Raw genomic sequence first — 25,953 nt, forward strand, 5'->3', positions numbered from 1 at the left:
ACGGCTACTCCGTACGCAGCCCGTCCGGCCGCATCAGCCGCAGCAGCGGCGGCAGACTGAGCGCGGTCACCAGCAGCACGACCCCCGCGCCGATGCCGGTCATCGTCAGCACGCTCGCCCAGTCCACGCTCACCGTGGCGGCGGACATCTTCAGCAGGACGGCGCCCAGCGCCAGACCGACCACCGAGGCCAGCAGCAGGCCGAGGGCGATGGGGATCGCCGTCTGCCACAGCACCGACAGACTCAGCGTGCGGCGCCGGGTGCCGAAGGCGACCAGGGAGGACAGCAGCTTCTTGCGTTCGCGCAACTGCTCGAGCTGGGAGACCAGCAGGCTCGCCCCGATCAGCATCAGGACACAGGTGGCACCGACGAACAGCCCCGTGCGGATGGAGGTGAAGCGCACGGACTCCTCGGTGGCCGCCCAGGTCATGGGCACGGACAACGGGGTGACCCGCGCCGCGGTGTTCCGTACGAGATCGGGTGCGTCCGGTACCGAGCGGTCCAGCGACAGGAAGATCTCACCCCGGAGGCCGGACGACGCCTGCGCGGGCAGGGCTCCCCGGGTGAACAGGAAGCCACCGCGCTTCACCCCGGTCGGGTCCTTGCGGGACTGGGCCTCCTTGATGCCCCGGGGCACCCTCCAGGGGAACTCCGCCCCCTTCGGGTTGCCGCCGTACGTCGGGTCGAGGTAGAGGGTGCGGCCCGGCTTGGACAGGGCGGGGGTGTCGGTGTCGTACTCGGCGCCCCGCAGCACGAACACGTCGCCGTCGCGGCACGAGGAGAGGTTTGCCACCTCGCGCAGGGCCGAGCAGTCGCCGACGGTGATCTCGCTGCTGGAGCGGGGGTCCTTGCGCCGGTCGCCCATCTCCCCGGAGGACAACGCCACGACCCCGCGGACGCCCTTGGTGCCCTGGAACCCCTCGGCGGCCCGCACCACCGAGGTGTCGTGCGGCACGGACACCTGCATCTGCGCCCGCGACACGTCGTTCCGCGACCGCTTCGTGTAGTCGCCCTCGACACCGGAGAACAGCATCTGCAGGGCGATCGCCCCGGCCACCGCCACCGCGATGCCGTTGACCATGCGGGCGGCGGTCCCACTGCTCAACTGGAGCCTGCGGACCGCCAGTTGCCAGGCGACGCCGCCGGAGTTCAGCCGGGCGACGACCGTCTCGACGACCCACGGGAGCAGCGCGGTCACGCCGATGAGCAGGAGCAGGACTCCGCCGACGACCAGGTACTCGTTGAAGTTCCCGTTGTCGTGGCCCTTGCCGACCATCGGGTAGAGCATCGCGAGCCCGCCCAGGGGCAGCAGGATGCGCCACCACAGCCGGCGCCGCGCGGGCCTGGCGGTGCGCACCACGCCGAGCGGCTCGATGACCACGCCCCGCAGGGCGAACAGGGTGACCAGCACCGCCGCGGCCGGGACCGCGACCGCCACGAGCAGGGCCAGCAGCGGAGAGGGGTTCATGTAGCTGGGGAAGACGCTGACCCCGAACACCTCGACGGATGCCGCGAGCTGACGTCCGGCCAGGAAGAAGGCCGTGCCGAACAGCAGCCCGAGCAGTGACCCGGCCAGCGCCTCGCCGGCGGCGATCCGCCGGGTCATCCCGCTGTCCGAGCCGACGAGCCGCAGCGCCGCCAGCCTGCGGTCGCGCCGCTCGCCGCCGAACCGCACGGCCGCGGCGATGAAGACGCCGACGGGCATGAGGAGGACGACGAAGACGACCAGGGTCAGCAGGAGCAGGACGGGGTCCGTCTTCTCGGACGTGTTTCCGTCGTTCCCGAACATGTCGATACGGGCCACGTTCGGGGGGTTGATCTTGTCCGCGAGTCCCTCGGCACCGGCGTAGTAGGCCAGTTCCCGCGAGCCGATGAGCCCGCTCTCCCCGATGGTGCCGGTGATCCGGTAAGGCAGGCGCTGCCGCAGCAGGGCGCCGTCGCCGGAGGCGAGCAGGTGCCGCAGCGCGGGGGAGACGACCATCTCGCCCGGCTTGGGGAAGCCGTTCAGGCCGGGCGGCAGCGGTGCTCTGGGACCCTCGGGCTCCATCAGGCGCCCGCGGATGTCCTTGCCGCGGAAGGTGTCGTCGATGTCCGCGATCACCAACGTGTTGTCGGCCCTGGGTATCTGCTCCAGGCTGTAGGTGTGGTCGGCGCGGGCCTGGTCCCGCGCGTGCCGCACCTTGATCGCGTTGGGGAGAGCGGTGGTGAGGAGCAGCAGGGCGACGCCGAGTCCGACGCCGAAGCCGGTCAGCAGGAGCCTGACCCATCCCTCGCGCCCGCCGGTGAACGCGAACCTGGCACCCATGGCCAGGTCCTTCGACCACTGCCTGGGGTTCATACGAGGCGCTCCATGTCCCGGGACTTCCCGTCGCGTACGACGATCTCGCGGTCGGAGTAGGCCGCCACCCGTGCCTCGTGCGTGACCAGTACGACGGCGGCGTTGGTGGAGCGGGCCGCCTCGGTGAGGAGTTCCATCACGCGCTCGCCGTTGAGGGAGTCGAGCGCGCCGGTGGGTTCGTCGGCGAAGAGCACGCGCGGGCCGGTGACCAGGGCGCGGGCGACGGCGACGCGCTGGCCCTGGCCGCCCGATATCTCACCGGGCCGCTTGCCGGCGAGGTCGTCGACCTCGAGCCGGGCCATCCAGGACAGCGCGGCCTGTTCGGCCTGCTTGCGGGAGGTGCCGTTCAGCCGCAGCGGCAAGGCCACGTTCTCCACACAGGTCAGCTCGGGGACGAGCTGGCCGAACTGGAAGACGAACCCGAACTCGCTGCGGCGCAGCAGGCTGCGCTCGGCATCGCTCATGCCGGCCATCTCGCGCCCGTTGTAGACGATGGAGCCGGCGTCCGGCGGCACGATCCCGGCCAGGCAGTGCAGCAGGGTCGACTTGCCCGACCCGGAGGGGCCCATGACGGCGACGATCTCGCCGGGGTGGATGGAGAACTCCGCGCCGTCCAGGGCGAGGGTGGGGCCGTAGGCCTTGCGCAGGCCTTCGGCGGCGAGCAGGGAACCGGCGGGAGCGCTCATGCGGTCACCGCCTGGGCGAGCTTGGTCAGGCGGGCGGCGGTCAGTTCCAGCCAGCGCAGATCGGCCTCCAGGTGGAACAGGGCGTGGTCGCAGATGAGCTGGTCGGCCAGGTCGCCCTTGCGTTTGCGGTCGGTCAGGATCCGCATCATCCGCAGGTGCTCGGCGCGCTGGGTGTCCAGGATGCCGGCCGCGTCGCGGTGGGTGAGCAGGGCGATGACGACCTTGGTGTAGAGGGTCGACTGCAGGTACGGCTCGGGCTTCTCCGGTGTGGCCAGCCAGCGCTGGACGTCGGTGACGCCGGCCTCGGTGATCGCGTACCGCTTGCGCTCGGGCCCGCCGCCGGGCTCGATCCCCTCGACCTCGACGAGCCCGTTCTTCAGCAGCCGGGACATCGTCGAGTAGACCTGGCCGTAGTGCAGCGGCCGGTCCTGACCGAACTTCTCGTCAAAGGCCCGCTTCAGGTCGTAACCGTGGCGGGGCCCGGACTCCAGGAGTCCCAGGAGAGTGTGACCGATGGACATGCGGAGCACTGTACACACCGCGTATACACCTGGCGTATACATGCCGCGTATACGCGTTCGCGGCGGGTGACTCCGTGCAGGTGGGAGCCGATTGTCACGGTTCTGCCACACGGGCGGAGGCCGACGGGCTCTGCGGGCGACACCCCAAGTGCCCAGGGGCGGTCGGTGCGGCGGGAGTGCGTGCCGGGCGTCGCGACGGGCGAACGCCGCCTGCCCGGGCCCTAGGACTCCGGCGCGTCCGAACGCGGCGGCCGCCCGCGGCGGGGAATCGGCTTCGCCTCGCGCGGCAGGCGCCCCGCCTCCGCGAGGGCGCGCCGCAGCAGGAACTCGATCTGCGCGTTCGCGGAGCGCAGTTCGTCCGACGCCCACCGCGCGAGCGCCTCGTACACCGACGGGTCCAGCCGCAACAGCACCTGCTTGCGCTGCTGCGGCCGACGCTCGGGGCCGGTGCCCCCGGAAGGAGCCGTCACTGGTAGAGGGACCCCGTGTTCAGCACCGGCTGCGGCGCCCGGTCCCCGCACAGCACCACCATCAGGTTCGACACCATCGCCGCCTTCCGCTCCTCGTCCAGCTCCACGATGTCCCGCTCCGCGATCCGGCCGAGCGCCGCCTCGACCATCCCGACCGCGCCGTCGACGATCTGCCGACGCGCCGCGACCACCGCCCCGGCCTGCTGCCGCTGGAGCATCGCGGACGCGATCTCCGGAGCGTACGCGAGGTGCGTGAACCGCGACTCGATGATCCGGACCCCGGCGGCCTCCACGCGCGCGTGCAGTTCGGCGGCGAGCTTCTCGGTGATCTCCTCCGCGTTGCCGCGCAGCGAGAGCCCGCCCTCCTCATGGGCGTCGTACGGGTACTCGATGGCGATGTGGCGCACGGCCGCCTCGGTCTGGGTGCCGACGAACTCCAGGAAGTCGTCCACCTCGAACGTGGCCTGGGCCGTGTCGTCCACCTTCCAGACCACCACCGCGGCCAGCTCGATCGGGTTGCCGTAGGCGTCGTTGACCTTCAGGACGGCGGTCTCGTGGTTGCGGACCCGGGTCGAGATCTTCGTGCGCGAGGTGAAGGGGTTGACCCAGCGCAGTCCGTTCTGCCGGATCGTGCCGCGGTAGCGCCCGAAGAGCTGCACCACCCGCGCCTCGCCCGGCGCCACCGTGTTCAGACCGCACATCGCGACGAACGCCGCCAGGCCGACCAGCACGCCGACGACGATGAGCGCCGCCTTGACCCCGGACGCGGTGACGGTCGCCCCGCCGGCGACCAGGGCGACGCCCAGCACCAGCCCCACCAGCCCGAGCAGCAGTGCGAGTCCGCCGCCGATGCTGTGTGCCGGGAACTCCCGTACGCGGGGGCTCGGCATCTCTGGTATGTCCGTGGTGGCGGAAGCGTTTCGTGTGGACATGGGTGGTCTCCCCCGGTTTCTTCTCTAGCTTGGGTCTATCTAAGTGTTAGCACATTACCCCGGCGGACAACCTTCCACTCCTCCTGCACGTCGGTTCCGATGGAGCGGGTGCTGGATCTCACGTCCGTAAAAGACGTGATCGACAAGCCTTTGTCATACCGCGCGGTGTTAGCTTTCTGAGCTGACCTGAACCACGCACCTGTGTGACCCACGAGAGCGAAGCGGAGCGGATCGACCCATGGGACGAGCGGAAGAGAGACGAGCGCGGCAGCGCGGCGGCCGCCGCGCGGCGCCCAAGCGCTCACCCAGGACGACCGGTTCCGCGTCGGTCGGCACGGTCGGCCCGCCCGGCGCACCGGACGGCGCACCGGCCGGCGGCCGGGCCGCCGCGCGAGCGGCCAGGAGCCGCGCGAAGAGCGGTAAGGGAGGTAAGAGCGGCATACGCCGTTTCTTCACCTGGAAGACGGTCCTCGGCTCGCTCTTCGGCTTCGTCCTGCTGGTCATGGGCGCGTTCGTGGCGCTGTACCTGATGACGCCCATCCCGGCGGCGAACGCCTCCGCGACGTTGCAGAGCAACGTCTACAAGTACAGCGACGGCTCGATCCTGACCCGCACCGGCGACGTCAACCGCGAGAGCGTCGACCTCGCCGAGGTCCCCAAGGCCGTCCAGCACACCTTCGTCGCCGCCGAGAACAAGACCTTCTACCAGGACGCCGGCGTCGACCTGAGGGGCACCGCCCGCGGCATCCTCAACACGCTCTCCGGCAAGGGCGCGCAGGGCGGTTCCACGATCACCCAGCAGTACGTCAAGAACTACTACCTGACGCAGAACCAGACCGTCACGCGCAAGCTGAAGGAACTGGTCATCTCGCTGAAGCTGGACCGCCAGAAGACCAAGGACTACATCCTCGCCGGCTACATCAACACCAGCTACTACGGCCGGGGTGCCTACGGCATCCAGGCCGCGGCGCAGGCGTACTATCACAAGGACGCCAAGAACCTCACGGTCGAGGAGGGCGCGTACCTCGCCGCCCTGCTCCAGGCGCCGAACCAGTACGACTGGGCGATCGCCACCGACACCGGCAAGCAACTGGCGCAGGCGCGCTGGAACTACGTCCTGAACAACATGGTCCAGATGCACTGGCTGGACGCGGGCAAGCGCCAGGCCATGAAGTTCCCGGTGCCCAAGGCACCCAAGGGCGCGCCCGGCATGGGCGGCCAGAACGGCTACCTGGTGGACGCGGCCGACGCGGCGCTGGAGAAGCAGCTCGTCGCCCAGGGGACCGCCTCCTCGCTCGGCGACGCCGAGGCGCTGGTGCGGCAGGGCGGCTGGACCATCACGCTGAACATCGACAAGAAGAAGCAGAACGAGCTGGAGCAGTCCGTCAAGGACCAGCTCACCAGCAAGCTCAACGCGAAGAAGCGTCCCGTCGACGGCGCGGTCCAGGCCGGAGCCGCCTCGGTCGACCCGAAGACGGGCAAGGTCCTCGCCCTGTACGGCGGTGTGGACTACTTCAAGCACTTCACCAACAACGCGACCCGCCGCGACTACCAGGTCGCCTCCACCTTCAAGCCGGTCATCCTGGCCGCCGCCCTGGACGAGGGCGCCAAGACGCAGGACGGCCGGACCATCGACGCCAACACGATCTACGACGGCACCAGCGGCCGCCAGGTGGTCGACAACGGCGCCAAGGTCGGCTTCGGCCCGCCGAACGAGGACGACACGAACTACGGCGACATCACCGTCCAGACGGCGATGAACGACTCCGTCAACTCCGTCTTCGCGCAGATGGGCATCGACGTCGGCATGGACAAGGTGATGAGCGTCGCCGGCAAGCTCGGCATGGACACCAAGGGCATGCGGCCGGTACCGGCGCAGACGCTGGGCTCCATGGGCGCCAGCCCGCTGGAGATGGCCGGCATCTACGCCACCCTCGACAACCACGGCAGGAAGGTCACTCCGACGATCATCAAGTCGGCCGAGCACAACAACACCGCGGTCACCTTCCCGGACCCGGTCGGCGACCAGGTCATCAGCCGGGAGGCCGCGGACACGGTCACCTCGGTGCTCACCGGCGTGGTCGACGACGGTACGGCCAGGAGGTCGGTGGCGGACAACGCGGCGCGCGGCGGCCAGCAGGTCGCCGGCAAGACGGGTACGTCCGACAACAACAAGTCGGCCTGGTTCACCGGCTACACGCCGGACCTGGTCACCTCCGTCGGCCTGTTCGGCGAGGACCCCAAGACGCACGCCCAGGTTCCGCTGACGGGTGCCACGGGCGTCGTCCCGGGCAGCCCGAGCGGCCGTATCAACGGCGGTACCTACCCGGCGCAGATCTGGGCCGCGTACACCTTCGAGGCGATGAGCAGCGTCAGCAAGTTCGACCTGGAGACCACCCAGGGCGCGGCGGTCCAGCCCAGCGTGACGCCGACCCCCTCGCACTCGGCGACCAGCTCGCCGTCGTCCTCGCCCACCACGCACAAGCCGACGAGCCAGCCCCCGACGAGCTCGGCCCCGCCGTCGAATACGCCCCCGCCGAGCAAGTCTCCGGTCAGCTCGCCCCCGGCGTCGCCGAGCAACTCGCCGTCGCCGCCGTCGCCGCCGGTCGATCCGCTCGACCCCAACGGCGGGTAGCGGGCCCTGGCCGACGCGAAGGGCGCCCGGTGGACCGGCCACCGGGCGCCCTTCGCGCTGTGTCGTACCTCAGCCCCGGTTCAGCTCGAACCAGACCACCTTCCCGGTGCTCAGCCGGGTCGCGCCCCAGCGCCGGGCCAGCCGGTTCACCAGGTACAGCCCCCGGCCGCCCTCGTCCGTGGCCCGTGCCTGCCGCAGACGCGGGAGCTGCGGCACGTCGTCGCCGACCTCGCAGCGCAGCACGTCGGTGCGCAGCAGCCGGAGCGTGACCGGACGCGACGCATACCGCACGGCGTTCGTGACCACCTCACTGACCAGCAGCTCCACCGAGTCCGTCAGCTCCTGAAGGCCCCAGCGGTCGAGCGCGCGCCGCGCCAGCCGCCGTGCCCGGCTCGGCGCGGCGTCCTCGGGCTCCAGTACCCAGTACGCGACGTCGCTCGGCGCGATCCCGTCGAAGCGGGCGGCCAGCAGCGCGATGTCGTCGTCGCGGTCGCCGGGCCCGAGCATGTCGAGCACCTCGTCGCACAACGCCTCCAGCGGCGGCGGGTGGTCGGCGCCGGTGATCCGGGCGGTCGCGGCGAGCTTCTCCCGTAGCTGCTCTATGCCGGTCCACACGTCCCGCAGGCGCGACTCGACCAGCCCGTCGGTGTACAGCAGCAGGGTCGCGCCGGCCGGGGCGTCCAGCTCGACCGCCTCGAAGTCCACGCCGCCCACGCCGATGGGCGCGCCCGCGGGCACCCGCAGCACCTCGGCCCGGCCGCCCAGATGCAGCAGGACCGGCGGCGGATGGCCCGCGTTGGCGATGGTGATCCGGTGCGAGACCGGGTCGTACACCGCGTACAGGCAGGTCGCCATGCGGTCGGTGCCCAGCCGCTGCGCCTGCTCGTCGAGGTGGTGCAGCACCTCCTGCGGCGGCAGGTCCAGCCCGGCCAGCGTCTGGGCCGTCGTGCGGAGCTGCCCCATGATCGCCGCGGACGTCATGGAGTGGCCCATCACATCGCCCACGACCAGGGCGACCCGGCTGCCGGGCAGCGGAATCGCGTCGTACCAGTCGCCGCCGACCCGTGCGGTCTCGGCGGCCGGCAGGTAACGGGACGCCAGCCGTACGCCCGTCGGGTTCGGCAGGGTCTCCGGCAGCATCGTGCGCTGCAGCTCGTCCGCGATGTACGCCTCACGGCCGTACAGCACGGCCTTGTCGATGCCGAGCGCGCTGTGCGTGGCGAGCTGCGCCGCGACCAGCAGGTCGTCCGCCTCGAACGCCAGGCGCTCGGGGCGGCGCAGGAACAGCACGGCACCGATCACCCGGCGCCGTCCGCGCAGCGGCGCCAGAATGGCGCGCTGGCCCGGGGGGACCGCCAGGTCGTCGCCGAGCAGCTCGGGCAGCGCGGCCCGGGCGGCGGGCGCGTCCGCGAACACCGGCCGCACACCGCGCAGCACCTCGGCGAGCGCACCGCCGGCCCGCACCTCGCACAGCTCGTTGCTCAGCTCCACGACCCCGGAGTCCTCCGGGACCGGCACCGGCAGGATGCCGTCCTCCAGGTCCCGCTCCTGCGGTATCCGGTCGGTGCGCCGCAGACGCAGCACGAGGGGCCCGGTGGGACGCTCGTCGCCCACCGGCAGCGGATCGCGCAGATAGACGAGGATCGCGTCCGAGAACGTGGGCACGGTGGCCCGGCACAGGCCCATCACGATCTCGTCCAGGTCGATGCCGCGGGCGATCCGCCGGGTGGCGGCGCCCACGAAACGCAGCCGGTCGCCGTCGCGCCGCATCGGCATGGGCCCGCTCGGCCGGCCCTGACCGGTGCGCCGCTCCTTGCCGCCGGGCAGGGCGGCGGGACGGTTCTGCTCCCCGCTCGGCTGGACCGGGATCACCTCCGGGGCCGGGCGCGGCCGGTGCGCGTCGGGCTCGTCCGCGGCCGGCTGGGAGTGCTCCGTGCCGCCCGTCGCGGGCATGGGGGCGGACGCGCCGCCCGGGGAGCCGGACGACCCGTGCTGGGCGCAGGCCGCCGGCGGCGCGGCGGGAGAGGCGGCCGTGTCGCCCGCCCGGGTCTGTGCGGGTAAGGCCGTGGCCGGTGGGGCGGTCAGCGGCTCCGGGGTACGCAGGAGCGCCCCGCGGGGCTCCGCGGGGCCGACGCCCGGCTGGGGGCGCTCATGGGAGGTCGGGTGCTCCGTCACGCGTGTCGAATCCATCCGTCCGGGGCTGCGCGCCGTGCGTGCAGTTCGTCCCGCAGTGATGCCGATACCCGGATTACGTGCCCCAGGAACGGATTTCCCGCCAGGTCACACGCCGTCCATGGTGCACCGGTCGGACGAGCCGTCCCGGTGTGGCCCTCGTACCCCTCGCTCACGTCCTGCCGCCCCTCGGTGACGTTGGTCAAGCCCAGCGCTTACTGCGGGAGTTGCTGTGGTGCGCCCTTGCGGAGGACGATCCTACGGTTGTACCGCGGGGGCGCAACAAGGGTCTCATGAGGTCATGTACGCGGGAATGCGGTCCCAGTCGTCCGGCAGGTGCGGCACCGTCCACGACGGATCGGGCCGCCAGTGCTGCCAGCCGTCCGAGAACGGCGTGCCCCAGGCGTGGATCACCTCCACCGCGGACCGTCCCGCCTCCCGTACCCGCTCGGCGAGCTGAGGGCCGATCAGCCCGTCCTGCTGGGCCTGCGCGAACTCGTCCTCGTCGCGCCAGCCCCAACTGCGGTCCGGGTAGACGCAGATGTCCAGGAAGTGGTCCTCGGAGTCGACCCCGCCCACCCAGCGCACCAGCGGCTCCTCCAGGTTGACGTACCAGTTCTTGAAGCGCCAGCCCGGTTCCCAGAACAACCACACCGACCAGGGCTCGCCGGGCCGGGCCAGCTTGAGCACGCCGGTGCCGAACCAGCGGTCGCGCTGCACGGTACGCGGCTTGGTGTAGCGGGTCTGCAGCGGTTCGGCGTGCAGCGGCGTGCCGTCGGCGAGGACGGGCCTCACGCACGTCGTCCCCGGCGCCATCCACACGGCGAGCAGCTCGGAGTCGTCGTGTACGACGGTGACGGGGCGGGCGATGTGGAAGCGCTCGCCGGCGTTCTCCCGGTACCGCCACAGGATCTGGTCCCCGGGGGCCCAGCGCCCCGTCACCTCACCGACTTCGCCCGCTTCCACGCGTCTCACCGCTCCACCCTCTGCCATGCACAGATATTAGGTGCCCCAGGCATACGACGCTGTGGTGCCCGTCATCGGTTCGCGTCAGGGGCGGGTGATGTGCGGCGATATGACGCGAGGCGTTACGGGTGCGTCATCCGCAGGACATCGAGCGCCTCGTCGAGCTGTTCGAGGGTGAGGTCGCCGCGGTCCACGTAGCCCGATTCCAGGACGACCTGACGGATCGTCTTGCGCTCGGCGAGCGCCTTCTTGGCGACCTTCGCGGCCTCCTCGTAGCCGATGTACCGGTTGAGCGGCGTGACGACGGAGGGTGAGGACTCGGCGTACTCGCGGGCGCGGTCCCGGTGGGCGACGATGCCGTCCACCGTGCGGTCGGCGAGGAGCCGTGAGACGTTGGCGAGCAGCCGGACGGACTCCAGCACGTTCTTGGCGATGACCGGCATCATCACATTGAGCTCGAAGTTGCCGGAGGCGCCGGCGGTGGCCACCGTGGCGTCGTTCCCGATGACCTGGGCGGCGACCATGAGCACGGCCTCGGGGATCACGGGGTTGACCTTGCCGGGCATGATCGAGGAGCCGGGCTGCAGGTCGGGGAGGCTGATCTCGGCGAGGCCGGTGCGCGGCCCGGAGGCCATCCACCGCAGATCATTGGCGATCTTCGTGAATCCCACGGCGATGGTGCGTAGCTGTCCGCTGATCTCGACGATCCCGTCCCGGGCGCCCTGGGCCTCGAAGTGGTTGCGGGCCTCGGTGAGCGGCAGCCCGGTGGTGCGGGCGATCTCCGCGATGACGGCGGCGGAGAAGCCGGGCGGGGTGTTGATGCCGGTGCCGACCGCCGTACCGCCGAGGGGGAGTTCGGCGAGTCGGGGCAGGGAGGCGGTGAGCCGCTCGATGCCGTACCGCACCTGTGCGGCGTACCCGCCGAACTCCTGACCGAGCGTCACCGGGGTGGCGTCCATGAGGTGCGTCCGTCCCGACTTCACCACATCGGCGAACTCCTCGGCCTTGCGTTCGAGGGAGGTGGCGAGGTGGTCGAGGGCGGGGATGAGGTCGCCGCTGACGGCCGCGGTGGCGGCGATGTGGAGGGAGGAGGGGAAGACGTCGTTGGACGACTGGGACGCGTTGACGTGGTCGTTGGGGTGCACGTCCCGGCCGAGGCGCTCGGTCGCGAGGGTGGCGATGACCTCGTTGGCGTTCATGTTGGAGGAGGTGCCGGAGCCCGTCTGGAAGACGTCGACGGGGAAGTGCTCGTCCCACCGCCCCTCGGCCACCTCGGCGGCGGCCTCCTGGATGGCGTCGGCGACGTCCTTGTCGAGCACGCCGAGCTCCGCGTTGACCTTGGCGGCGGCGGCCTTGATGCGGGCGAGCGCCTCGATGTGCGCGCGCTCGATCCGCTGCCCGGAGACGGGGAAGTTCTCCACGGCGCGTTGGGTCTGGGCCCGCCACTTGGCGTGGGCGGGGACGCGGACCTCGCCCATGGAGTCGTGTTCGATCCGGTAGTCGCTCATGCCGCTTATAGCGATCGGAGCGGTGGGGATGTTCCGCGGCTTGGGCCGCCCGGGTGCCCACATCCCCTGTCATCTCTGTGACTCACGTCTCGTCGCGGCCGTGCAGCAGATCCCCGGGCGGTCACGTCGAGCACGGGTGACAGGAAGGGAGGAGCGTGTGGAGACGGATTTCGCCGGCTTCGTCGCCGCCCGGTCGGCCGCGCTGTTCCGGGGCGCCCTGGTCCTGACGGGCAACCGCGACGCGGCCGAGGATCTGGTCCAGGAGACCCTGGAGCGGGCCTGCCGCAAGTGGCGCATGATCTCCGCGACGGACGCCCCGGACGCCTACGTGCGGCGGATCATGGTGAATCTCGCCAACGACCGGTGGCGCCGCTTGCGCCGCACGGTTCCGGAAGCGGACGGCACGGACCGGGCCGCCTCGGGCTACGTCCACGGACAGGTCGACAGCAGAGACCGGTTTGTGCGTGCACGGCAGCAACTGCCCATGCGGATGCGGACGGTCGTGGTGCTGCGGTACTTCCACGACCTCTCCGACACCGAGATCGCGGCCGACCTGGACATCGCGCCGAGCACGGTGCGCTCCCAGCTCGCCCGGGGGATCGAGAGGTCATGAGACGGCGCCCGCCCCTGCGTCCATCAGGGGCGGGCGCCGGCCCGAGGTCACGCCAGCCCCGGCCCCCGCACCGGAATCGACGTGAACGTGGGCGGCTCCGCGGGCACCTGGAAGAAGTCGTTGCCCTTGTCGTCGACGACGATGAACGCCGGGAAGTCCTCCACCTCGATCTTCCAGACGGCCTCCATGCCGAGCTCCTCGTACTCGACGACCTCGACCTTCTTGATGCAGTCCTGGGCGAGCCGCGCGGCCGGGCCGCCGATCGAGCCGAGGTAGAAGCCGCCGTGCGCCGCGCACGCGTCCGTGACCTGCTTGCTCCGGTTGCCCTTCGCCAGCATCACCTTCGAGCCGCCCGCCGCCTGGAACTGCTCGACGTAGGAGTCCATGCGGCCGGCCGTCGTCGGGCCGAAGGAGCCCGAGGCGTAACCCTCGGGGGTCTTCGCCGGGCCGGCGTAGTACACCGGGTGGTCCTTCAGGTACTGCGGCATCTCCTCGCCCGCGTCCAGGCGCTCCTTGATCTTCGCGTGGGCGATGTCCCGGGCGACGACCAGCGGGCCCGTCAGGGACAGGCGGGTCTTGACCGGGTACTTCGTCAGCTCGGCGAGGATCGCCTCCATCGGCTGGTTCAGGTCGATCTTGACGACCTCACCCTCGTCCAGGTGGGCGTCCGTCGTGTCCGGCAGGAAGCGGGCCGGGTCCGTCTCGAGCTGCTCCAGGAACACGCCCTCCGCCGTGATCTTGGCGACCGCCTGCCGGTCCGCCGAGCACGACACCGCGATCGCCACCGGGCAGGAGGCACCGTGCCGGGGCAGTCGCACCACGCGCACGTCGTGGCAGAAGTACTTGCCGCCGAACTGCGCGCCGATCCCGATCCTCTGCGTCAGCTCGAAGACCTTCTCCTCCAGCTCCTTGTCCCGGAAGCCGTGCCCCAGCTCGGAGCCCTCGGTCGGCAGCTCGTCCAGGTAGTGAGCGGAGGCGTACTTCGCGGTCTTCAGCGCGTACTCGGCGCTCGTGCCGCCGACGACGATCGCCAGGTGGTACGGCGGGCACGCGGCCGTACCGAGCGAACGGATCTTCTCCTCCAGGAACTTCATCATGGAGGCCTCGTTCAGGACGGCCTTGGTCTCCTGGTAGAGGAAGGACTTGTTGGCGCTGCCGCCGCCCTTCGCCATGAACAGGAACTTGTAGGCGCCGCCGTCCGTCGCGTACAGCTCGATCTGCGCCGGGAGGTTCGAACCGGTGTTCTTCTCCTCCCACATCGTCAGCGGAGCCATCTGCGAGTAGCGCAGGTTCAGCTTCGTGTAGGCGTCGTAGATGCCGCGGGAGAGGGCCTTCTCGTCCTCGCCCTGCGTCAGCACGTTCTGGCCGCGCTTGCCCATCACGATCGCCGTGCCCGTGTCCTGGCACATCGGCAGCACGCCCGCCGCCGCGATGTTCGCGTTCTTCAGCAGGTCCAGGGCCACGAACTTGTCGTTGGCGCTCGCCTCCGGGTCGTCGACGATGCGGCGCAGCTGCGCCAGGTGGGCCGGGCGCAGGTAGTGCTGGATGTCGTGGATGGCCTCCTCGGCCAGCTTGCGCAGCGCCTCCGGCTCCACCTTGAGGAACGTACGCCCGTCGGGCCCCTCGACCGTGGAGACGCCCTCGGACGTCACCAGCCGGTACGGGGTGGTGTCCTCTCCCGTGGGGAGCAGATCGGTGTACGCGAACTCAGGCATCTCGCCCATTCCTCACTCAAGCGACAGCGGCTGGCCTCCGTTGGCAGCGCCCACCAGCCTAGAACCTGGCTCTGACGGCGGATCTGTGAGGTAGGGCTCAGTCCCGGGTCCCGTCCGAAGACCCTGCCGTTTTCCACAGGGCCGTCCGAGGGGTAGTCGCGATCTATCGCGTTTCGCTACGCTGCTGCGGTGGACCTTCACAAGAGCCCAGCTCCGGCCGACGACCGGCCCGTGCCCCCGGCCGACCTGCGTTGCTCCGACGCCGACCGCGACCGCATCACCGACATCCTGCGCGACGCCCTCGCCGAGGGGCGGCTGACGGCGGAGGAGCACGCCGAGCGCGTGGAGGGGGTGCTGCACGCCAAGACGGTCGGTGAGCTGGACCGGTTCGTCCGCGACCTGCCCGCGGCCCACCCGCGCCGGCCCGCCCCGGTGTACGCCGCGCCGCCGGGCCGCCCCGTGCCGGGTTCCCTGCCGAGGGAGGCCGACGAGAACGTGGTGGCGGTCTTCAGCAGTGCCATCCGCCGGGGCCGCTGGCGCCCCGGCCGCCGCACGCACGCGTACGCGATCTTCGGCACCGTCGAGATCGACCTCAGTGAGGCCCTGTTCGAGTACCAGCAGGTCGTGATCAAGGCGGTCTCGATCTTCGGCGACGTGCAGATACGCGTCCCGGAGAACGTCTCGCTGCGGGGTACCGGCGGCGGCGTACTGGGCAACTTCGAGGTGAGCCCGCTGGATTCGGGGCACCCCGACGCGCCCGTCGTCCACGTCGACGGCCTTGCCGTGTTCGGGAACGTGGAGGCCAAACCCAAGCGCGGCAAGCTGGTCGCGGACATCCTCGACCGCGTCTCGCACAAGGTGGACAAGGCTTTGCGCAAACGCCTGGACCATTGACGCCTGTGAACTCGCCCGGGCAGCGCCATGCCGACGTCACATTCCGGCGGTATGAACGGCTCCCGGAAAGCCTGCGGTTGGGAACTCAGTGCATAGGCGCGCGCACAGCGGGTAGGCCTTGCTGCATCGTCTCTCGCTCGCGAAGCCGTCGTCAGGAGTAGACCGTGCTGCAACCGCCGCATTCGTCCCTGCAGGTCGCTGACGTTCCGCACCAGCGGGTGCCAGTGCGCGACAGGGATCAGGACGCCCCGTGGCACACGGAGGCTGTGTGCCGGCGCGACGAGGCCGGCCTGTTCTTCGCCCCCTCCAAGGAACCCACCGCTGCCCGGCTGTCCCGCGAGGAGGCGGCCAAGCGGGTCTGTGCGCGCTGTCCGGTGATGGTCGAGTGCCGGGAACACGCGCTGGTGCAGCCCGAGCCGTACGGGGTGTGGGGCGGGCTCACGGCCGCCGAACGCCGCGTGGTGCTGGCCCGGCGCCGCCGCCGCGAACTGGAGCTGAAGAAGGCCGCGCGGGGGACGATAGCGGCGGCCGGCTGAACCGCCGCGCACGGGCGCGTACGGAAGGGGGCGCCCTCGCCGCACCGAGGACGCCCCCTTCCGTACGGGTCTACTTGGCCCGGTCGAAGTCGATCGCGCTGTACGCGCGCAGCTTGCTCAGCCGGTGCACGGAGTCGATCCGCCGGACCGTGCCCGACTTGGAGCGCATGACGATCGAGTCGGTCGTGGCGGTCTCCGACCGGTAGCGCACACCGCGCAGCAGCTCGCCGTCCGTGATGCCGGTGGCGACGAAGAAGACGTTCTCACCGGAGACCAGGTCGTCCGTGGTCAGGACGCGGTCGATGTCGTGGCCCGCGTCGAGTGCCCGCTGCCGCTCCTCGTCGTCCTTCGGCCACAGCTTGCCCTGGATGGTGCCGCCGAGGCACTTCACCGCGCAGGCGGAGATGATGCCCTCGGGCGTACCGCCGATGCCCAGCAGCAGGTCGATGCCGGTGCCCTCGCGCAGCGCCAGGATCGAACCGGCCACGTCGCCGTCCGAGATGAGCTTGATGCGTGCGCCGGTCTCCCGGACCTCCTTGATCAGACCGTCGTGGCGCGGCCGGTCCAGGATGACGACGGTGACGTCCTCGGGCGTGGAGTGCTTGGCCTTCGCCACCCGGCGGATGTTCACCGAGACGGGGGCGTTGATGTCGACGAAGTCGGCCGCCTCGGGGCCGGTGACCAGCTTGTCCATGTAGAAGACGGCGGACGGGTCGAACATCGTGCCGCGGTCGGCGGCGGCCAGCACCGCGATCGCGTTCGGCATGCCCTTCGCGGTGAGCGTGGTGCCGTCGATCGGGTCGACGGCGATGTCGCACTCCGGGCCGGTGCCGTCGCCGACCCGCTCCCCGTTGAAGAGCATCGGCGCCTCGTCCTTCTCGCCTTCGCCGATGACGACGACGCCGTTCATCGAGACGGTCGAGACGAGGGTGCGCATGGCGCGCACCGCGGCGCCGTCCGCGCCGTTCTTGTCCCCGCGGCCGACCCAGCGGCCGGCGGCCATGGCGGCGGCCTCGGTGACCCGGACGAGTTCGAGGGCTAGGTTGCGGTCCGGGGCCTCGGAGGGAACTTCGAGCTCGGACGGCAGATGGTGATTCTCGGTCATCGGAGCGCACCTTTCTGATACGACGACGGCCGGATGAGGGTGATGCCCCCGACTCTATCGCCGGACAGACAAAATGAGCAGGGCACCCCACGGATGAGCAGGCCCGGGCACCTGCGACGATAGGGGCGTGGCAGGTATGAAAGGCAAGCAGTCGGTCCGGGACATGATCCTCTCCCTGGCCCTCATCGGGCTGATGGCGGGCATCATCTATCTCTTCATCCCCCACGACGACCGCGCTCCCGACATCCAGCGGGTCGACTACCGCGTCGAGCTGCTCACCGCGCGCCGCGCCGCGAGCTACCCGGTCGCGGCGCCCGTAGGCCTGCCCGACACCTGGAAGGCCACCTCGGTGCGTTTCCAGGACGAACCCTTCGACGCCTGGCACCTCGGCTACCAGGACCCCGAGGGACAGTACGTGGCGATCGAGCAGTCCACTCAGCGGGCGTCCGAGTTCATCGACGACGCCAGCCAGGGCGCACAGGAGACGAAGGCCACCGAGCGCATCGGCGGACAGACCTGGCAGCGCTACACCGGCGGCCGCTACGACGCGCTCGTGCTCAAGGGCAAGGGCGCCACGACCGTGGTGACGGGCACGGCGTCGTTCGCCGAGCTGACGAAGATGGCCGAGGCGCTGAGGACCGGCTGACGACGCGGTGGCGCCGCCGGGCGCCGCCCGGTCACCCGGACCCTTCCGCGCCCTCCTCCGCGTCCGCCTCCTCGGTCAGCGCCGCGTCGAGCCGCCTGCGGGCGCCCTCCAGCCACGTCCGGCACACCTTGGCCAGCTCCTCCCCCCGCTCCCACAGCGCCAGGGACTCCTCGAGCGTGGTGCCGCCGGCCTCCAGGCGCCGCACCACCTCGATCAACTCGTCCCGCGCCTGCTCGTACCCGAGTGCCTCGTCCGTCCTGCTGGTCATGCGCCCACCCTAGGATCCCTGGTCGCCGTCGGCCCTCTGGCCGTCGGCCCGTACCGTGAACTCGCCCGCGGCGACCCGCGCCCGCAGCGCCTCGCCCGCCGCCACCTCGTCCGGTGCCCGGACCACGTGTCCGTCGGCCTTCTGCAGCACCGCGTATCCCCGCCGCAGTGTCGCGGCCGGGGACAGGGCCACCACGCGCGCGTGCGTGTGCGTGAGCTCCGACTCGGCGCGGTCGAGTAGATGCCCGAGGGTGCGCCGGGCACGGTCGACCAGCGCGCCGACCTGGTCGGCCCGCTCGTCGACCATGCGGTACGGGTCCTCCATGCAGGGCCGCGCCAGCGCGTGCGCCAGCCCGCGCTCCTCACGTTCGACGAACGCCTGTGCGCACCGCCGCGCCCGGTCCCGCAGTTGCCGTACCCGCTCCAGCTCCTCCCCGACGTCCGGTACGACCTTCTTGGCCGCGTCGGTCGGGGTGGAGGCGCGCAGGTCGGCGACATGGTCGAGCAGCGGGTTGTCCGGCTCGTGCCCGATGGCGGACACCACGGGCGTACGGCAGGCGGCCACCGCCCGCACGAGCTGCTCGTCCGAGAACGGCAGCAGGTCCTCCACGCTGCCGCCGCCGCGCGCCACGATGATCACGTCCACCTCGTCCAGCGCGTCCAGCTCCTTCACGGCCTGCACCACCTGCGGGACGGCGTGCACGCCCTGCACGGCGACGTTGCGCACCTCGAAGCGGACGGCGGGCCAGCGGTGCCGCGCGTTCTCCAGCACATCGCGCTCGGCCGCCGAGGCGCGGCCGCAGACCAGCCCGACGAGCTGGGGCAGGAACGGCAGCGGCTTCTTGCGCTCGGGCGCGAACAGGCCCTCGGCGGCGAGCGCCTTCTTGAGCTGTTCCAGCCGCGCGAGCAGTTCCCCGACGCCCACGGGCCGTATCTCGGCCGCCCGCAGCGACAGCTGTCCCCTGGGGGCGTACCACTCGGGCTTGGCGAGGACGACGACACGGGCGCCCTCGCTCACCACGTCGGCCACGGAGTCGAACACCTGGCGGTAGCAGGTGACGCCGACGGAGATGTCGTACGACGGGTCGCGCAGCGTCAGGAAGACGACCCCGGCGCCGGGCCGCCGCGACAACTGCGTGATCTGCCCCTCGACCCACACGGCCCCGAGCCGGTCGATCCACCCCCCGATGAGCCGCGACACCTCACCGACGGGCAGCGGGTTCTCCGCGGACGTGTTCACAGCCATGCGCCCGAGACTAACGGCCGGGACCGACAACGCCGGGTCGGCGCGGTCAGCCCGTCCCGCGCCCCGCTGCGCGACCAGCACCACCGATCCCACGAGAGCAGCCACACCGCCCCCACCACCTGCGCCGCCCCCGACGCCGCCACGATCACCGCGACCGTGATCGCCGCCCCCGCCACCGGCACCAGCACACTGCTTCCCCCGGTCTCCCCGTACAGGCGATCCGAGCGGGGCCCCACGGGGGCCTCGGACGCGCGGGGGCGCGGCCCTTACGATGGATCACATGACTGCTTCGTCTGGCCGCCGTGTTCTGCTCGCCGCCCCCCGGGGTTACTGCGCGGGCGTCGACCGTGCCGTGATCGCCGTCGAGAAGGCCCTCGAGCAGTACGGGGCCCCCATCTACGTCCGCCACGAGATCGTCCACAACAAGTACGTCGTGCAGACCCTGGAGAAGAAGGGCGCGATCTTCGTCGAGCGGACGGAGGAGGTGCCTCCGGGGAACATCGTCATGTTCTCCGCGCACGGCGTGGCGCCCACCGTCCACGAGGAGGCCAGGCAGGGCCGGCTCGCCACCATCGACGCGACCTGCCCCCTGGTCACCAAGGTCCACAAGGAAGCGATCCGGTACGCCAACGAGGACTTCGACATCCTCCTGATCGGGCACGAGGGCCACGAAGAGGTCATCGGCACTTCCGGCGAGGCCCCCGACCACATCCAGCTCGTCGACGGCCCCGAGGACGTCCGGCGCGTCGAGGTGCGCGACCCGTCGAAGGTCGTCTGGCTGTCCCAGACCACCCTCTCGGTTGACGAGACCATGGAGACGGTCGACGCGCTCAAGGAGAAGTTCCCGCAGCTCGTCTCCCCGCCCAGCGACGACATCTGCTACGCCACCCAGAACCGCCAGCTGGCGGTGAAGCAGATGGGCGCCGAGGCCGACCTGGTGATCGTGGTCGGCTCCCGCAACTCCTCCAACTCCAAGCGGCTGGTCGAGGTCGCCAAGCTCGCGGGCGCACGCGAGGCGTACCTGGTGGACTTCGCCGACGAGATCGACGAGTCCTGGCTCGACGGTGTGTCGACGATCGGCGTGACCTCGGGCGCCTCCGTGCCGGACGTCCTGGTCGAGCAGGTGCTCGAGTGGCTCGCGCAGCGCGGCTTCGAGGACGTCGAGATCGTCAAGGCGGCGGAGGAGTCCATCACCTTCTCGCTGCCCAAGGAACTCCGCCGTGACCTGCGCGAGGAGGCGGCGGCACTGGTGGCGGAGCGCACCGGCGAGAAGTAGCGCACCGGGCGCGGGCGGCGGCGCGGCGGCCGCGCACAGGGCGCCGTGGAGTGGCTGTCCGTGCCACGTCGTACCGTGGTGCCCATGCAGATCTTCGGCGTGGACATCGGCGGATCCGGGATCAAGGGTGCTCCCGTGGACCTGGAGCGGGGCGACCTGGCTCAGGAGCGCTTCAAGGTGCTCACCCCTCACCCGGCGACGCCCGACGGGGTGGCGGACGGCGTGAAGGAGGTCGTCGAACACTTCGGGTGGACCGGACCGGTGGGCCTCACCTTCCCCGGCGTCGTCACCGGCGGCGCCATGGTCCGTACGGCGGCGAACGTGGACAAGAGCTGGGTGGACACGGACGCGCGGGCCCTGTTCGGTGAGCGCCTGGGCGGGCTCCCGGTCACCGTGGTGAACGACGCGGACGCGGCGGGCGTGGCCGAGATGCAGTTCGGCGCGGGCCGCGGCCGCTCGGGCACGGTCATCGTCCTGACGTTCGGCACGGGCATCGGCAGCGCCCTCTTCATCGACGGCGTCCTCGTGCCGAACACGGAGTTCGGCCACTTGGAGCTGGGCGGCCACGACGCGGAGAAGCGCGCGTCCTCCAAGGTGAAGGAGGACAACGACATGACCTGGGAGCACTGGGCCCGCCGCGTGCAGAAGTACCTCGCGCACGTGGAGATGCTGTTCTCGCCGGAACTGTTCATCATCGGCGGCGGCGTCAGCCGCAAGTCCGAGAAGTTCCTGCCGTTGATCCAGGGCATCAACGCGGAGATCGTCCCCGCCCGGCTTCAGAACAACGCGGGGATCGTGGGAGCGGCGATGCGGGCGGCGAAGCAGGGATAGGGAGCAGGGCGGGCGGCGAGCAGGGGGAGCGGCGGCGACCGAGGTGGCTCCGGGGGCGGGCGCCCGGTGCGGGCGCCCCGCACGGTCAGGCGCCGCTCAGGCGCTCCGGCGGCGCGCCGCCACCTTGCGGCGCAGCATCCGCACCTTGCGCACGGTCGTGATGACGCCGGCGATCAGCGTGCCGCCGTACAGCCAGCCCGCCTGGGTGGCGAGCGCGGTGACCAGCCCGACCAGATGCCCCGCGAAGCCGCTGCCACCGTCGGCCACGACCAGCAGCCCGACGGCGAACGCGATCGGCACGACCACCGGCGCGGTCACCAGGTCCCCGCGCCGCACCCACAGCGCGGTCAGCGCGGCCACCGGCAGGAACAGCACGCCGTAGACGGTGAGCGACGCCCCGAACAGCAACTGGTCCAGACACGCCAGCACGAGCATCACGGCCGCGCAGAACAGCCCGCCGCCGAGCCCGGTGAGCCGGGGGCCGGGCAGCCGCCGTACCGCCTGGTCGGACGGAGGGGTGTTCCGCACCCGGGCCGCCGGGCGCCGCTGCGTACCACCGGTGTCCTGGCCCGCCGGCCGCGCCCAGGCGGCCCCGTCGGGCACCTCGGGCCGGCCGGGACCGCCGGGCCGGGGAGGCCGCGCGGCGGCCGCGCCGGACCGGACGGGCGCGGCGGCGCTGCGCCGGCCCTGCGGGGGAAGGGGCGCACCGCGTCGCGGTCCGTGTTGCGGGGGTCGCGTCCTGTGTTGCTCCACTGGACCAACTTAGGTCGGTTTATGTGCGGAATGGTGCATGGGACACGCCGTTGGCTCGAGCTTGGCCAAGCGTTCGATACGTCGCCGGAGCGGGGCCCGGTACGCCGTAGACTGGTGGATCGGCCCGCACACTCTCCTGACGGACCCGGGCCCGCAGCCCAGTCCAGTCCTCCACACTCACGTACGGGAAGTCGCAACGTGTCGCTCACGATCGGAATCGTCGGTCTGCCCAACGTCGGCAAGTCGACCCTGTTCAACGCCCTGACCAAGAACGACGTGCTGGCGGCCAACTACCCGTTCGCCACGATCGAGCCGAACGTGGGCGTCGTCGGTGTTCCCGACGCGCGTCTCGCCAAGCTGGCCGAGATCTTCAAGTCGGAGCGGGTCCTCCCGGCGACCGTGGACTTCGTCGACATCGCGGGCATCGTGCGCGGCGCCAGCGAGGGCGAGGGCCTGGGCAACAAGTTCCTCGCGAACATCCGCGAGTCGGACGCGATCTGCCAGGTCATCCGCGCCTTCAAGGACGAGAACGTCGTCCACGTGGACGGCAAGGTCTCGCCGAAGGACGACATCGAGACGATCAACACCGAGCTGATCCTCGCGGACCTCCAGACGATCGAGAAGGTCCTGCCGCGCCTGCAGAAGGAGTCGCGGATCAAGAAGGACGTCGCCCCGAAGGTGAAGGCCGTCGAGGAGGCCAAGGAGATCCTGGAGAAGGGCGACACGCTCTTCGCGCACGGCATCGTCCAGGGCAGCGAGCGCGCCGAGCTGCTGCACGACCTGCACCTCCTCACCACCAAGCCGTTCCTCTACGTCTTCAACGTCGACGAGGACGAACTGACGGACGACGCCTTCAAGGACGAGCAGCGCGCCCTGGTCGCCCCCGCCGAGGCGATCTTCCTCAACGCCAAGCTCGAGGCGGACCTCGCCGAACTGGACGAGGACGAGGCCCTCGAACTCCTCGAGTCGGTCGGCCAGCACGAGCCGGGCCTGGCGACCCTGGCCCGCGTCGGCTTCGACACCCTGGGCCTGCAGACCTACCTCACGGCGGGCCCGAAGGAGTCCCGCGCCTGGACGATCAAGAAGGGCGCCACGGCCCCCGAGGCGGCCGGCGTCATCCACACCGACTTCCAGAAGGGCTTCATCAAGGCGGAGGTCATCTCCTTCGAGGACCTGGTGGCGGCGGGTTCCGTGGCCGAGGCCCGCGCCAAGGGGAAGGCGCGCATGGAGGGCAAGGACTACGTGATGCAGGACGGGGACGTGGTGGAGTTCCGCTTCAACGTCTGACGGTTCGGCAAAAGGCCGTCCGATCCGCGGTGGAGTGGGTCGGGCGGCCTTCGCCCTCCGCACGGAGTCCGCGGTTCCGCGACAGCTCCACTCCACAACCGGAGGCCTTCACCCGTCACGGAGATTCAGGCCGTGTCCGAGCACGGACTCGACCAGCCTGCCTGGGCACCACATCTAGCTCTGCGGGACGTCCTTGACGAACACGATGCCGTCGCTGTCCGCCAGGTGGGCCGGGTCGAGCGGGGAGTAGCCGAACCAGGGGGATACGCGGGGTGCGGGCCGCCTGTCGCCGAGGGCGGCGGCCAGTCGCGGGGCGTCGATGACACAGCGGTCCTCCGGGAGCGCGTACAGGACTCCTTCCACGGTGTCCGGCGGCGGCGTGTCCACTCCCTGGTGCCGGATCGTGCCGAGGGCCGTGGCCACGAAGGCGTACCCCTCGCCGAGTCGGGCGCTCACCAGCGCACCGGCGCTCCACCACTCCACCGGACCCTGCCACATCCGCATCGTGCTCTTCTCCCGCTGGAGGTGGGAGTTGTGGGCGTGGACGAGTACCGGGCCCCGAGCGGCGAGGGCGAGAAGGTTGTGGGCCATCATCGCATCCCGCAGCGCGCACAGCCGGGTCATACGGGCCGGTGAGGTGTCCGCCATCCAGTGGTGGTAGCGGAGCAGGCCGGTCGCGGTGCGCCCGTACAGGCGCGCCCGGTCCCAGTCGTCCCGCGAGGTCGCCGCGATCAGGTGCGGCGTCTGCGTGTCGAGCAGTGCCACCAGATCGTCGGCGAGCAGCCGCAGCCGATCGGCCTCGGCCGACCGCCCCACGGATTGGGCCGGGTCCATCATCGCGGCCGGATCGGTCCACCGGTCGTCGGCGCCGAGCAGGCGGTCGAGCGTTGCCGCGGTGCAGGGCAGCAGGTCCGCGTCCACCCGGGCCGAGAGGTAGTCGTGGAGTGCGGTGAGGGACTGCCGGGGGCTCGCCGCGCCGGTGATCTCCAGCGGGCCGTCGAAACCGGCGAAGCGGAGCCGCTCGGACGCGGGCCGGCCGTCGTTGTACGCGCGCATCCAGCGCACCAGTTCGCGGTTGGCCGCGGACGCGCCGAGCCCGAGGTCCGGATGGCTGAATCCGCGCTCCATGACCTCGTCGAGGGTGCCCGTGCCGGAGGCGACGTAGTCGTCCACGACCAGGCCCATCATGCAGTCGCTCTCGATCGCGATGGTCCGGTAGCCGCCCTCCTCGACGAGTTGCCGGAAGAGCTCGTTGCGCAGGTGGAGCAGGGCGTCCTCGCCGTGGGTGGGCTCGCCCAGGGCGAGCAGCCGCGGCCGGGCCGGGAGAAGCCTCATGACGGCGGCCGCGTCGAGGGCATGGGCGGTGTCCTTGATGCCGATAGCCATCCCTCAACGGTATCGTTGAACCTTCGGTTGAAACTTTTCCGCGATACCGGCAGGGGCATGGGGCAAAAGCTTCAAAGCAGTGAGCGGCTCAGGCCGGTGGATCTGGCGCGCGGGCACGGTCTGTCCGCGCAGGCGGTCAGGAACTACGAGGAGGCCGGCATCCTTCCCGCCGCCGACCGCACACCCCACGGCTACCGCACCTATACGCCGCTGCACGCGGCGGCCCTGCGCGCGTTCCTCGCCCTGGTGCCCGGCCACGGCCACCAGACGGCCGCCTCGATCATGCGGGCCGTGAACCGGGGCGCGGTCGATGAGGCGTTCCGCCTCATCGACGTCGGCCACGCCCAACTCCTCGACGACCGCCGGACCCTCCAGGCCGTGGAGAGCGCCCTCCGAGGTCTGGAGCCCGCCATGCAGCCCGAACCCGGCGTGCGGTCCGAACGTGCCGCGGCGCCCGGGCCCGGCGGCACGTTCATCGGGCCGCTGGCGGACGAGCTCGGGATCCGGCCCGCGACGCTGCGCGCGTGGGAGCGCGCCGGGCTGGTGCGCCCGCGCCGGGACCCGCTGACCGGGTACCGCGTCTACGACGAGGCCGACGTACGCGACGCCCGGCTGATCCACCAGCTCAGGCGGGGCGGCTACCTGCTGGAGCAGATCGCCCCGCTGATCGCCCAGGTCCGGGCGGCGGGCGGCCTGGAGCCGCTGGAGGCCGCACTGCGGGACTGGCACGGCCGGCTGTCCGCCCGCGGACGGGCGCTGCTGACCGGGGCCGCCGAGTTGGAGGCGTACCTCCGCGAGCGCGGATGAGACGTCGCTCCCGTCGACCGCGGCCGGATCACGCAGGGGCCGCAGGCCACCGGGCCGATCGGTCGGGGAGCCGGAAGGAGCGCCGAGCCCGCACCTCGGCGAACACCCGCCTGGCACGGGCCGGTCGGCCAGGCGGTGCGGTCCCGGCGCCACCGGCGCCACCAGCGCCACCGGCGCGTCCGTGGCGCCGCGTCGCGGGCGTCTCGCGCGCGCCTCATGGGGCTCTGCGAAGGCCCCACCTCGGTCGCTGCGAAGGCCCCGCTACGGTGTCCTTCCGTTCTAGTGGTCGTCGCAACACCCCAGTTCAGGGGATGCGATGGACTTCGAGATCCGGAAGAGCCGCAAGGAGCAAGGGCCCCGCAA

At 71.3% G+C, this 25,953-nt stretch carries 23 protein-coding genes; 9 read left to right on the forward strand and 14 right to left on the reverse strand.

From position 1 onward, the window contains the following. Positions 1–4: 4 nt before the first annotated feature. From ACZ4SW_RS28800 to ACZ4SW_RS28820, 5 genes are all read right to left on the reverse strand, one after another. Positions 5–2,338, reverse strand: a complete 2,334-nt coding sequence (locus ACZ4SW_RS28800; protein WP_468251460.1) for an ABC transporter permease — start codon at positions 2,336–2,338, stop codon at positions 5–7. Beyond that, positions 2,335–3,024, reverse strand: a complete 690-nt coding sequence (locus tag ACZ4SW_RS28805) for an ABC transporter ATP-binding protein (protein ID WP_468251462.1) — start codon at positions 3,022–3,024, stop codon at positions 2,335–2,337. Before ACZ4SW_RS28805 ends, ACZ4SW_RS28800 begins: the two co-directional genes overlap by 4 nt. After that, complete coding sequence (locus ACZ4SW_RS28810; RefSeq protein ID WP_468251464.1) at positions 3,021–3,545, reverse strand: PadR family transcriptional regulator; 525 nt, start codon at positions 3,543–3,545, stop codon at positions 3,021–3,023. Before ACZ4SW_RS28810 ends, ACZ4SW_RS28805 begins: the two co-directional genes overlap by 4 nt. Before the next feature lie 221 nt (positions 3,546–3,766). Then, positions 3,767–4,015: a type II toxin-antitoxin system antitoxin gene (locus ACZ4SW_RS28815; protein ID WP_468251466.1), complete on the reverse strand. Its 249-nt coding sequence runs from the start codon at positions 4,013–4,015 to the stop codon at positions 3,767–3,769. Next, entirely contained in the window at positions 4,012–4,947 is a 936-nt protein-coding gene (locus ACZ4SW_RS28820; protein ID WP_468251468.1) for an SPFH domain-containing protein, read from the reverse strand. The genes ACZ4SW_RS28815 and ACZ4SW_RS28820 overlap by 4 nt, the downstream gene beginning before the upstream one ends. Positions 4,948–5,185: 238 nt before the next feature. On the opposite strand from ACZ4SW_RS28820, the gene ACZ4SW_RS28825 reads away from it, so the two are divergent. Further along, positions 5,186–7,582 (forward strand): transglycosylase domain-containing protein, encoded by a 2,397-nt coding sequence (locus ACZ4SW_RS28825; RefSeq protein ID WP_468251470.1) that lies wholly within the window; start codon positions 5,186–5,188, stop codon positions 7,580–7,582. Between the two features lie 69 nt (positions 7,583–7,651). Here the strand turns inward: ACZ4SW_RS28825 and ACZ4SW_RS28830 are convergent, their stop codons facing one another. The 3 genes from ACZ4SW_RS28830 to ACZ4SW_RS28840 all read right to left on the reverse strand — a co-directional run bounded on the left by ACZ4SW_RS28830 (position 7,652) and on the right by ACZ4SW_RS28840 (position 12,228). Further along, on the reverse strand, positions 7,652–9,772 hold the full coding sequence (locus tag ACZ4SW_RS28830) for a SpoIIE family protein phosphatase (protein WP_468251472.1): 2,121 nt from the start codon (positions 9,770–9,772) through the stop codon (positions 7,652–7,654). A gap of 273 nt (positions 9,773–10,045) precedes the next feature. Further along, the gene (gene fomD / locus ACZ4SW_RS28835) at positions 10,046–10,747 is read right to left on the reverse strand and encodes a cytidylyl-2-hydroxypropylphosphonate hydrolase (RefSeq protein WP_468251474.1); all 702 of its coding nucleotides are present in this window, start codon (positions 10,745–10,747) and stop codon (positions 10,046–10,048) included. A 95-nt stretch (positions 10,748–10,842) separates the two neighbouring features. Continuing rightward, positions 10,843–12,228: a class II fumarate hydratase gene (locus ACZ4SW_RS28840; protein ID WP_468251475.1), complete on the reverse strand. Its 1,386-nt coding sequence runs from the start codon at positions 12,226–12,228 to the stop codon at positions 10,843–10,845. Positions 12,229–12,385: 157 nt separating this feature from the next. On the opposite strand from ACZ4SW_RS28840, the gene ACZ4SW_RS28845 reads away from it, so the two are divergent. After that, positions 12,386–12,841: a SigE family RNA polymerase sigma factor gene (locus ACZ4SW_RS28845; protein ID WP_468251477.1), complete on the forward strand. Its 456-nt coding sequence runs from the start codon at positions 12,386–12,388 to the stop codon at positions 12,839–12,841. 47 nt (positions 12,842–12,888) lie between these two features. Here the strand turns inward: ACZ4SW_RS28845 and ACZ4SW_RS28850 are convergent, their stop codons facing one another. After that, positions 12,889–14,565, reverse strand: a complete 1,677-nt coding sequence (locus ACZ4SW_RS28850; RefSeq protein ID WP_468251479.1) for a fumarate hydratase — start codon at positions 14,563–14,565, stop codon at positions 12,889–12,891. A 180-nt stretch (positions 14,566–14,745) separates the two neighbouring features. Between ACZ4SW_RS28850 and ACZ4SW_RS28855 the strand changes: the two genes are divergently transcribed. Beyond that, positions 14,746–15,450 (forward strand): DUF1707 SHOCT-like domain-containing protein, encoded by a 705-nt coding sequence (locus ACZ4SW_RS28855; RefSeq protein WP_468251481.1) that lies wholly within the window; start codon positions 14,746–14,748, stop codon positions 15,448–15,450. Between the two features lie 164 nt (positions 15,451–15,614). Next, positions 15,615–15,986 (forward strand): WhiB family transcriptional regulator, encoded by a 372-nt coding sequence (locus tag ACZ4SW_RS28860; protein WP_468251483.1) that lies wholly within the window; start codon positions 15,615–15,617, stop codon positions 15,984–15,986. Positions 15,987–16,056: 70 nt separating this feature from the next. Here the strand turns inward: ACZ4SW_RS28860 and glpX are convergent, their stop codons facing one another. Continuing rightward, on the reverse strand, positions 16,057–17,091 hold the full coding sequence (gene glpX, locus ACZ4SW_RS28865) for a class II fructose-bisphosphatase (RefSeq protein ID WP_468251485.1): 1,035 nt from the start codon (positions 17,089–17,091) through the stop codon (positions 16,057–16,059). 127 nt (positions 17,092–17,218) lie between these two features. On the opposite strand from glpX, the gene ACZ4SW_RS28870 reads away from it, so the two are divergent. Continuing rightward, positions 17,219–17,737 carry a DUF4245 domain-containing protein gene (locus ACZ4SW_RS28870; RefSeq protein ID WP_468251487.1) on the forward strand — a complete coding sequence of 173 codons (519 nt, stop codon included), beginning with the start codon at positions 17,219–17,221 and terminating at the stop codon, positions 17,735–17,737. A 31-nt stretch (positions 17,738–17,768) separates the two neighbouring features. Here ACZ4SW_RS28870 and ACZ4SW_RS28875 read toward each other — a convergent pair whose 3' ends face one another. After that, on the reverse strand, positions 17,769–18,005 hold the full coding sequence (locus ACZ4SW_RS28875) for an exodeoxyribonuclease VII small subunit (RefSeq protein ID WP_468251489.1): 237 nt from the start codon (positions 18,003–18,005) through the stop codon (positions 17,769–17,771). A gap of 9 nt (positions 18,006–18,014) precedes the next feature. Further along, positions 18,015–19,250 (reverse strand): exodeoxyribonuclease VII large subunit, encoded by a 1,236-nt coding sequence (gene xseA / locus ACZ4SW_RS28880; RefSeq protein WP_468251491.1) that lies wholly within the window; start codon positions 19,248–19,250, stop codon positions 18,015–18,017. Between the two features lie 271 nt (positions 19,251–19,521). Between xseA and ACZ4SW_RS28885 the strand changes: the two genes are divergently transcribed. Next, the gene (locus ACZ4SW_RS28885; protein ID WP_468251493.1) at positions 19,522–20,526 is read left to right on the forward strand and encodes a 4-hydroxy-3-methylbut-2-enyl diphosphate reductase; all 1,005 of its coding nucleotides are present in this window, start codon (positions 19,522–19,524) and stop codon (positions 20,524–20,526) included. Positions 20,527–20,610: 84 nt separating this feature from the next. After that, positions 20,611–21,357: a polyphosphate--glucose phosphotransferase gene (gene ppgK / locus ACZ4SW_RS28890; RefSeq protein ID WP_468251508.1), complete on the forward strand. Its 747-nt coding sequence runs from the start codon at positions 20,611–20,613 to the stop codon at positions 21,355–21,357. A gap of 96 nt (positions 21,358–21,453) precedes the next feature. Here the strand turns inward: ppgK and ACZ4SW_RS28895 are convergent, their stop codons facing one another. Beyond that, positions 21,454–21,960 carry a DUF6542 domain-containing protein gene (locus ACZ4SW_RS28895; protein WP_468251495.1) on the reverse strand — a complete coding sequence of 169 codons (507 nt, stop codon included), beginning with the start codon at positions 21,958–21,960 and terminating at the stop codon, positions 21,454–21,456. A 348-nt stretch (positions 21,961–22,308) separates the two neighbouring features. Between ACZ4SW_RS28895 and ychF the strand changes: the two genes are divergently transcribed. Further along, complete coding sequence (gene ychF / locus ACZ4SW_RS28900; RefSeq protein ID WP_468251497.1) at positions 22,309–23,397, forward strand: redox-regulated ATPase YchF; 1,089 nt, start codon at positions 22,309–22,311, stop codon at positions 23,395–23,397. Between the two features lie 174 nt (positions 23,398–23,571). Here the strand turns inward: ychF and ACZ4SW_RS28905 are convergent, their stop codons facing one another. Next, positions 23,572–24,783: an erythromycin esterase family protein gene (locus ACZ4SW_RS28905; RefSeq protein ID WP_468251499.1), complete on the reverse strand. Its 1,212-nt coding sequence runs from the start codon at positions 24,781–24,783 to the stop codon at positions 23,572–23,574. 57 nt (positions 24,784–24,840) lie between these two features. Between ACZ4SW_RS28905 and ACZ4SW_RS28910 the strand changes: the two genes are divergently transcribed. Then, positions 24,841–25,590 (forward strand): TioE family transcriptional regulator, encoded by a 750-nt coding sequence (locus ACZ4SW_RS28910; RefSeq protein ID WP_468251501.1) that lies wholly within the window; start codon positions 24,841–24,843, stop codon positions 25,588–25,590. Positions 25,591–25,953: the final 363 nt, after the last annotated feature.

The sequence above is a fragment of the Streptomyces sp. NPDC028331 genome (assembly GCF_055565775.1).